We start from the raw sequence: 8,333 nt of genomic DNA, 5'->3' as shown, positions 1-8,333 counted from the left end.
TCGCAGACGTCGTCCAGGGCGGTGGCGAAGTCGGGGTCCGTCGTGTAGAGGTCCCGGCCCATGCCGGGGTGCTGGGCGCCCTGGCCGGTGAAGAGCATCGCCAGGCGGCCGTCCGTGTCCGTGCTGCCGATCCGCACACCCCGGGGAGTCTGCCCGGCGGCCAGTCCGGCGAGGGCCGAGGACAGGCGGTCGCGGTCCCCGCAGGGCACTGCCGCGCGGTGCTCGAACCGGGTGCGCGTGGTGGCCAGGGAGTGGGCGATGTCCAGCGGGTCGGCGCCGGTGTGTTCCAGGTGCTCGCGCAGGCGTGCCGCCTGTGCCCGCAACGCGCGCTCCGAGCGGGCCGAGAGCAGCAGCATCGGTGACGCGGAGAAGAGGCCCGCGTCCGCCCGCCCCGTTTCGGCCGGCTGCCTCCCCCCGGGCGACTCCTCCAGCACCACATGGCAGTTGGTGCCGCCCATCCCGAACGCGCTGACCCCGGCGAGCAGCGGTTCGCCCCCGGCACCGGGCCGGAGGGCCGCGTGCGCCGTCTGCACCTTCAGCCGCAGCCGCTCCAGCGGTATCGCCGGATTCGGTGTCTCGAAGTTCAGGGACGCGGGCAGCGCCCGTTCGTGCAGGCAGAGCGCGGCCTTGACGAACCCGGCGATGCCGGCGGCGCCCTCCAGGTGCCCGATGTTGGTCTTGACCGAGCCCACCAGGAGGGGCGTGTCCGCAGGGCGTCCGGTGCCGTACACCGCGCCGAGCGCCTGGGCCTCGACCGGGTCACCGGTGGGGGTGCCGGTGCCGTGCAGTTCGACGAAGCGTACGTCCGCGGGGCGTACCCGGGCCTGGTCGCAGGCCGCCCGGAGCACCGCTTCCTGGCCGGCGCGGTCGGGGACGGTCAGCCCGGGGCCGCCGCCGTCGTTGCCGGTCGCGACGCCGCGTACGACGCAGTACACCCGGTCGCCGTCGGCCAGCGCGTCGGCGAGAGGCTTGAGGACGACGACGGCGCCGCCCTCGCCGCGTACGTAGCCGTTGGCGCGGGCGTCGAACGTGTGGCAACGGCCGTCGGGCGACAGGGCGCCGACCTGTTCCATGGCGGCCGAACCCTCTTCGGCGAGGACCAGGTTGACGCCTCCGGCGAGGGCGATCCGGGACGTTCCGCCGCGCAGGCTCTCCACCGCGAGGGCCACGGCGACCAGCGAGGACGACTGGCCGGTGTCGACCACCAGGCTCGGGCCGCGCACGCCGAGGAAGTACGACAGCCGGTTGGCGATCATCGAGTGCTGGAGGCCGGTGGCGGTGTAGGTGTCGGCCGGGACGCCGGCGCGGTGCAGCAGTGTCGCGTAGTCGTCGTTCATGGCGCCGACGAACACGCTCGCCGCCTCGCCGCGCAGTGACCCCGGCACGATCCCGGCGTCCTCCAGCGCCTCCCAGCCGAGTTCCAGCACCAGGCGCTGCTGCGGGTCGGTGGCGGCGGCCTCGCGGGGTGACATGCCGAAGAAGGCGGCGTCGAAGTCCGCGGGCGCGTCGATCGTGCCGCGCCGCCGGCCGTCGGCCGCCGGGGCCACCGCGTCGGCCCCGCTGCTCAGCAGCCGCCAGAATTCCGCCGTTCCCGGTGCGCCCGGAAAACGGCAGGACATGCCGATGACGGCGATGGCGCCGGACCGGTCCTCATCTTTCTTCGCGCCCTGCGCCTTTTGTGCGGTGGCGTCACGATGCCCTGCCATGGAGTTCCTGCCTCCCCGATACGCGCGCGACCGACAACAGCAGTGATCGACCAGTGACTCAACAGCAAGGGGAGGAGCGGGGCAACGCGGTGGTGGCGAATATGTCAGGTCCCGGAGGGAGAGGACGCGGGGCCGTAATTGTGTCAGGTCCGTCTTGGCGCGGGGCCACGCGGGTTCGTACGCTCCGTCGGCGTCGAGGGTCTCGAATACTTTTCGCGAGGAGAATGTCGATGGTCGACAGCGTGACCGGGCCGATGGGGCTCAGCAAGGACGCGAACGCCAAGGAGCTGCTCGACTGGTTCAGCCATAACCGGACCCACCATCCCGTCTTCTGGGACGAGGGCCGCCAGGCGTGGCAGGTGTTCCGGTATGACGACTACCTGACCGTCTCGAATCATCCGGAGTTCTTCTCGTCGGATTTCACGGAGGTCGCGCCGACCCCGCCCGAGCTGGAGATGATCCTCGGACCCGGCACCATCGGCGCCCTGGACCCGCCGGCCCACGGCCCCATGCGCAAGCTGGTCAGCCAGGCGTTCACACCCCGGCGGATGGCCGGTCAGGAGCAGCGGATCCGGGTCATCGCCGAGGAGCTGCTGGACCGGGTGCGCGGGCAGAAGACCATCGACGTCGTCGGTGACGTCGCCTATACGCTGCCGGTGATCGTCATCGCGGAACTGCTGGGCGTCCCCAGCGCTGACCGGGATCTTTTCCGGGAATGGGTCGACACCCTGCTCTCCAACGAGGGCATGGAGTACCCCGACCTGCCCGACAACTTCGCGGAGACGATCGCACCCGCGCTGCGGGAGATGACCGAATATCTCCAGGGGCACATTCGAGCCAAGCGGGAGAATCCGTCCGGCGACCTGATCAGCGGTCTGGTCCAGGCCGAACAGGACGGGCGCCGGCTCACCGACCTGGAGATCATCAATATCGTCGCGCTGCTGCTGACCGCGGGGCACGTTTCGTCGAGCACTCTGCTCAGTAATCTCTTTCTGGTGCTGGAGGAGAACCCGCAGGCATGGGCGGATCTGCGCGCCGACCGTGAACTGGTGCTGGGTGCGATCGAGGAGACGCTGCGTTATCGCAGCCCCTTCAACAACATCTTCCGATTCCTCAAGGAAGACACCGACATACTCGGCCCCACCATGCGGAAAGGGCAACTGGTCATTGCCTGGAGCCAGTCCGCCAACCGCGACCCCGAGCACTTCCCGGACCCCGACACATTCGACATCCGGCGTTCCGGCGGCACCCGGCACATGGCGTTCGGACACGGTATCCACCACTGTCTGGGCGCCTTCCTGGCCCGGCTCGAAGGCAAGGTGCTGCTGGAACTCATGCTGGAACGGATCGAGGGGTTCCGCATAGATCACGACAACGCCGGCTACTACGAGGCCGACCAGCTCACCGCGAAGTACCTGCCCGTCCACATCGAGTGGCGCTGACGGGAGCCGCCGGCCCCGGACCTCGCGGTCCGGATGACGGCCGTGGAGCCGCGCCGCCTGAGAGGAGCGCCGCCATCGCTGAGAAGACAGCCGAGTCGTCCAATGCCGGTCGCGTCGGCAGGATCAAGCCGTGCAGGCTGATCGGACTCGAACAACACATCGATCCGAGGGGCAGCCTTTCCGTTGTCGAGGCCGGCACGACCGTGGACTTCGCCATCGAGCGCGTCTACTACATGCACGGCCAGGGCGAGTCCTCGCCGCCCCGCGGCCTGCACGCCCACCGCACCCTGGAACAACTGGTGATCGCCGTGCACGGATCGTTCTCGATCACCCTGGACGACGGTTTCCACAGCACCACCTACCGGCTCGACGAGCCGGGCGCGGGGCTCTACATCAGCCCCATGGTGTGGCGGGTCCTGAAGGACTTCTCCGCGGACTCCGTCGCCCTCGTACTGGCCTCGCAGCACTACGAGGAGTCGGACTACTACCGCGACTACGACACCTTCCTGCGCGCCGCCTGGAGCCTGAAGTGACCGCGCCCGCCCCCGCCGTGCCCTTCGTCGACCTGAAGGCGGCCTACCAGGAGGTGCGGGCCGGCATCGACGCGGCCCTGGCCCGGGTCGCCGCGTCCGGGCGCTACCTGCTCGGCGCCGAACTGGCAGCGTTCGAAGCCGAGTACGCCGCGGCCTGCGGCAACGAACACTGCGCCGGCGTCGGCAGCGGGACCGACGCCCTGGAACTGGCGCTGCGCGCCCTGGGGATCGGGCCCGGCGACGAGGTGATCGTGCCCGCGCACACCTTCATCGGCAGCTGGCTCGCCGTCTCCGCCGCGGGGGCGCGGCCGGTGCCCGTCGACCCGGACCCGGACGGGCTGTCCATGGACCCCGCCCGCGTCGAGGCCGCCGTCACCCCGCGCACCGCCGCCGTGATGCCGGTCCACCTGTACGGCCATCCCACCGACCTCGACCCGCTGCTGGCCCTCGCCGAGCGGCACGGTCTGGCCGTCGTGGAGGACGCCGCCCAGGCACACGGCGCCCGCTACCGGGGCCGTCGGATCGGCTCCGGCCACGTGGCCGCGTTCAGCTTCTACCCCGCCAAGAACCTGGGCGCCATGGGGGACGGCGGCGCGGTGGTCACCGGGGACGCCGCGCTGGCCGAGCGGATACGCATGCTGCGCAACAACGGCTGCCGCGAGCAGTACCTGCACGAGGTGCGCTCCCCGCACTCCCGGCTCGACGAGTTCCAGGCCGCCGTCCTGCGGGCCAAGCTGCCGCACCTCGGCGCCTGGAACGCCCACCGGGTCCGGGTCGCCGACCGCTACACCCGCGCCCTCGCCGCCGTCCCCGGTGTCACCGTCCCGCCCCGCGCACCCTGGGCGGACCCGGTGTGGCACCTCTATGTCATCCGCAGCCCCGAACGCGACGCGCTGCGCCGCGGACTCCACTCGGCCGGGGTGGAGACCCACATCCACTACCCCGTGCCGCCGCACCGGTCGCCGGCCTACGCCGACGACCCGGCCGGCGGACCGGCGGGCACCCACCCCAACAGCGAACGCCTGGCCGCAGAGGCGCTCAGCCTGCCCATGGGCCCTCACCTGGACGAGGACGCGGTCAGCGCCGTGGTGGACGCGGTGCGCGCCGCCGCCGAGGCGGCCGGCGGCAGGCTCCTGCCGGTGACGGAGCGGCCATGACCGACACCACGTCACGGAGTCCCGGCACCGGCCGCGGCGTCAAGGGGATCATCCTCGCCGGCGGCGGAGGCACCCGGCTGAGGCCCCTGACCGGCGTGTTGTCCAAGCAGGTGCTGCCCGTCTACGACAAGCCCATGATCCACTACCCGTTGTCCGTGCTCATGCTGGCCGGCATCCGCGAGATCCTGGTCATCTCCTCGCCCGAGCACCTCGACCTGTTCCGGCGGCTGCTCGGCGACGGCTCCCGGATCGGCCTGGACATCAGCTACGCCGAGCAGCCCGAACCCCGGGGCATCGCCCAGGCCCTCACCATCGGCGCCGGACACATCGGCGACTCGCAGGTGGCGCTCATCCTCGGTGACAACATCTTCCACGGCCCCGGCTTCTCCTCGGTCCTCCAGGGCAGCATCCGGCACCTCGACGGCTGTGTGCTGTTCGGCTACCCGGTGAGCGACCCGTGGCGCTACGGCGTCGGCGAGATCGACGACCAGGGGCTGCTGCTGTCGCTCGAGGAGAAGCCTTCCCGCCCACGCTCCAACCTCGCCATCACCGGGCTGTACCTGTACGACAACGACGTCGTCGACATCGCCGCGGACATCAGGCCGTCCGCGCGGGGCGAACTGGAGATCACCGACGTCAACCAGGTGTACCTGGAGCAGAAGCGGGCCCGGCTGACCGAACTGGGCCGCGGCTTCGCCTGGCTCGACATGGGCACGCACGACTCCCTCCTCCAGGCCGGCCAGTACGTGCAGCTGCTGGGACAGCGCCAGGGCGTGCGGATCGCCTGCGTCGAGGAGATAGCGCTGCGCATGGGGTTCATCGACGCGGACGCGCTGTTCGCGCTGGGCCGGGAGTACGGCAACTCGACGTACGGCGCCTACCTGATGGAGGTGGCCTCCCGCACGGCCGGCGAGGGCGGCCCCACCGGCGGCTTCACGGAGGCCCGGCGACCGGAGAGCGCGCAGCGGACGTGGCGGCAGCCCCCGAGGAAAGGACGATGACCCCCGTGTCGACATCTGCGGATCTGCGTAACCTGTGCGACCTGTGGCTCCGCCGGTACCGTCCGAGCACCGCGCCCGTGGTACGGCTGGCCTGCTTCCCGCACGCGGGCGGCTCGGCGAGTGCCTTCCTGCCGCTGATCCGGGAGCTGCCCCGGGAGGTCGACGTGCTCGCCGTCCAGTACCCGGGCCGGCAGGACCGCCGGGCGGAGCCGCTGGTCGACAGCATCGAGCAGCTGGTCGCCCCGCTCGCCGACGTGCTCCGGGCGCAGGCCGGGCCGCCCCTGGTGCTCTTCGGGCACAGCATGGGGGCCATCGTCGCCTACGAGGTGGCGCGCGCCCTGGAACAGCGGGGGGCGGGGCCTGCCGCGCTGGTGGTCTCCGGCCGCCGGGCCCCCACCGTGAACGCGGTCAGCGCGGTGCACCTGTACGACGACGACCGGCTCGTCGACGAACTGCGCTCCCTGGACGGCACGGACGGCAGCCTGCTCGCCGACCCCGAACTGCTGGAGCTGGTGCTGCCCGCGATCCGCAACGACTACCGCGCGGTGGGGCACTACGTGCACCGTCCCGGCACGCCGCTGTCCTGCCCGCTGACCGTCCTCACCGGCGCCGACGACCCCAACGTGAGCGCGGCGGAGGCCTCGGCCTGGAGCCAGGTGGCCGCCGCCGGCTCCCGCGTGCACACCTTCCCGGGCGGCCACTTCTTCCTGTTCGAACGGCCGACGGAGGTCTGCACGGCTGTCGTGGGCGCGATCGCTCCCGTACTCCCCCCGGGAACGCCGCCCCTCCCGCCGGGCCTCCCGGGACGCACGAACGGAACACCGGGACCTTCGGCGGAAACGCCGCGGCCGGCGACGGGGGATCCGGGGCTCGTGGGGGGAGCGGCGGGGATCCCGGCACCTCCGGCAGGGGCCCCACGGCCTGCCCGGACCGGGGCCCCGGGGGGGCCGGCGGCCGGGCGGCCGGAGCCGGGGGCCGTGTCCGGTGCCGACTACGTCGACCGGCGGCGCACGGCCGAGCGGGTGCGTGTGTCGGCCGACGCGGCCGACAGCCGGGTGCACCCGATGGCGGAGGTGCCCGGATGGCTGGACGACTACGCGCGGGCCCACCACTTCCACGCCGAGCCGATCCCCTTCGACCGGCTCCGGCGGTGGTACTTCGAACCCGGCACCGGCGACCTGCGCCACGAGACCGGCCGCTTCTTCGCCGTCGAGGGGCTGCGCACCGGCTCGGACGACGAGCCCGCCGACCGGGTGCAGCCGATCATCGCGCAGCCCGAGGTGGGGCTCCTGGGCATCCTGGCCCATGAGTTCGACGGCGTCCTGCACTTCCTGATGCAGGCCAAGCCCGAGCCCGGCAACGTCAACGGGCTGCAGCTGTCACCCACCGTGCAGGCCACCCGCAGCAACTTCGACGAGGTGCACCACGGTCGCCCGACCCCGTTCCTCGACTGGTTCATCCAGCGCCCGGGCCGGCGCGTGCTGGCCGACAGCATCCAGTCGGAACAGGCCGACTGGTTCCTGCACAAGCACAACCGCAACATGGTCGTGGAGACCGACGTGGTGGTGGAGGCGGACGACGCCTTCCGCTGGCTGACGCTCGGTCAGATCCGTCGGCTGATGCTGCGGGACGACCTGGTCAACATGGACACCCGCAGCGTCCTGGCCTGTCTGCCGACGGCGGGCGGGGCCTCCCACGGGACCGGGGCACCGGACGGCGGGGAGGGGTTCGCGGACGCGCTGCGCACGTCCTTCTACGGCGAGGCCGAGCCGCTGCACGAGCCGCACGCCATCACCGGCTGCCTCACCGACGTGCGGGCACTGCGCACCCTGCGCCAGCAGAGCGTGCCGCTGGAGCAGGCCTACGCGTACGGCTGGGAGCGGACGGAGACCACGATCCGGCACCGCGACGGCCGGCACTTCGAGATCATGGCCGTCGCGGTCACCGCGGAACGGCGTGAGGTGGCGTCCTGGACCCAGCCGCTGCTGCGGCCCTGTTCCCAGGGGCTGGTGGCACTGATCACCCGTCGCTTCGGCGGCGTGCTGCACGCCCTGGTGGCGGCCCGGTCCGGCGCCGGGACACTGAACGTCGCCGAGTTCGGCCCGAGCGTGCAGTGCAGACCGGCCGAGTTGTCCGGCGAGGCACCCCCCTACCTCGACTACGTCCGGGCCTGCGGGCCCGACCGGATCCGGTACGACGTGGTCCACTCCGAGGAGGGCGGCCGATTTTATCACGCGCGGAATCGCTACCTGGTGATCGAGGCCGGCGCGGAAATCCCGGCGGACTGTCCGCCCGGCTTCCGGTGGGCGACCTTCGGACAGCTCACCGAACTGCTTGCGCACGGAAATTACCTTAATGTCGAGCTTCGCACGCTCATCACCTGTGCACACGCGGCCTACTAGTCCCGCGAGTTCCTCCGGAATCGGTTTGAATCCCGGTGCGGCCTCGGCCCGTGCCGCCCCCCGCAGCCGCATCCCGCACCCCCGGGCTGCGG

The 8,333-nt window shown here is 71.9% G+C and carries 6 protein-coding genes; 5 read left to right on the top strand and 1 reads right to left on the bottom strand.

The annotated features are described in order from the left end of the window. A partial coding sequence (locus ACF07S_RS13975) for a type I polyketide synthase (RefSeq protein WP_391974242.1) occupies positions 1 to 1,706 on the bottom strand: 1,706 nt, incomplete at its 3' end. Between the two features lie 230 nt (positions 1,707 to 1,936). On the opposite strand from ACF07S_RS13975, the gene ACF07S_RS13970 reads away from it, so the two are divergent. The 5 genes from ACF07S_RS13970 to ACF07S_RS13950 are packed head-to-tail and all read left to right on the top strand — an operon-like array spanning position 1,937 to position 8,241. Further along, positions 1,937 to 3,148, top strand: coding sequence for a cytochrome P450 (locus tag ACF07S_RS13970; RefSeq protein ID WP_391967059.1), 1,212 nt, complete (start codon positions 1,937 to 1,939; stop codon positions 3,146 to 3,148). Continuing rightward, positions 3,139 to 3,681, top strand: a complete 543-nt coding sequence (locus ACF07S_RS13965) for an FdtA/QdtA family cupin domain-containing protein (protein WP_391967060.1) — start codon at positions 3,139 to 3,141, stop codon at positions 3,679 to 3,681. The genes ACF07S_RS13970 and ACF07S_RS13965 overlap by 10 nt, the downstream gene beginning before the upstream one ends. Next, the gene (locus ACF07S_RS13960) at positions 3,678 to 4,838 is read left to right on the top strand and encodes a DegT/DnrJ/EryC1/StrS family aminotransferase (RefSeq protein WP_391967061.1); all 1,161 of its coding nucleotides are present in this window, start codon (positions 3,678 to 3,680) and stop codon (positions 4,836 to 4,838) included. The genes ACF07S_RS13965 and ACF07S_RS13960 overlap by 4 nt, the downstream gene beginning before the upstream one ends. Then, on the top strand, positions 4,835 to 5,839 hold the full coding sequence (gene rfbA / locus ACF07S_RS13955; protein WP_391974241.1) for a glucose-1-phosphate thymidylyltransferase RfbA: 1,005 nt from the start codon (positions 4,835 to 4,837) through the stop codon (positions 5,837 to 5,839). The genes ACF07S_RS13960 and rfbA overlap by 4 nt, the downstream gene beginning before the upstream one ends. 5 nt (positions 5,840 to 5,844) lie before the next feature. Beyond that, the gene (locus ACF07S_RS13950) at positions 5,845 to 8,241 is read left to right on the top strand and encodes an alpha/beta fold hydrolase (RefSeq protein WP_391974240.1); all 2,397 of its coding nucleotides are present in this window, start codon (positions 5,845 to 5,847) and stop codon (positions 8,239 to 8,241) included. Positions 8,242 to 8,333 lie beyond the last annotated feature (92 nt).

It is taken from the genome of Streptomyces sp. NPDC016640 (genome assembly GCF_043076215.1).
Classification (GTDB): Bacteria; Actinomycetota; Actinomycetes; order Streptomycetales; family Streptomycetaceae; genus Streptomyces.
This window is presented reverse-complemented; position numbering and strand designations above follow the sequence as displayed.

Bases quoted from the DNA above. Each gene is read 5' to 3' on its own strand.
- ACF07S_RS13970 (WP_391967059.1), top strand. From the start codon at position 1,937: ATGGTCGACAGCGTGACCGGGCCGATGGGGCTCAGCAAGGACGCGAAC.
- rfbA (WP_391974241.1), top strand. From the start codon at position 4,835: ATGACCGACACCACGTCACGGAGTCCCGGCACCGGCCGCGGCGTCAAG.